Source organism: Burkholderia sp. Ac-20349 (genome assembly GCF_017104865.1).
GTDB classification, from domain to species: domain Bacteria; phylum Pseudomonadota; class Gammaproteobacteria; order Burkholderiales; family Burkholderiaceae; genus Burkholderia; species Burkholderia aenigmatica.
In genome coordinates this window covers 1-281 of record NZ_JAAGPM010000375.1, presented here as the reverse complement: position 1 = coordinate 281, position 281 = coordinate 1, and the positions used below count along the sequence as shown (strand labels likewise).

Sequence of the window (281 nt, the reverse complement as noted above, 5' to 3'; positions counted from 1 at the left end):
ACGGCGAGCCGGTGATCTACAACCCGACGCCGGGCGGCGATCAGCCACAACCCAGCCTACGGACCTTCGCTTACACCGAGAACGTGCGTACTGCGCGCCAGGTGCAGCGCGACTACACGTTCAAGAACCCGCGCTTTAACCACGAGTACCCGCATGACGGCACCGATCTCGATCATCAGGGCCAGAGCTACGCGCGCTATGACTACCCGGGACGATATAAACACGAAGCCAGCGGCAAGGCGTTTACCCACGATCGTTTGCGCGGCCACCGGCGCGATGCA

The 281-nt window shown here is 62.6% G+C and carries 1 protein-coding gene; it reads left to right on the top strand.

All coding sequences use genetic code 11. The features are described from left to right. A partial coding sequence (locus G3N61_RS39320; RefSeq protein ID WP_277405140.1) for a contractile injection system protein, VgrG/Pvc8 family occupies positions 1 to 281 on the top strand: 281 nt, incomplete at both ends.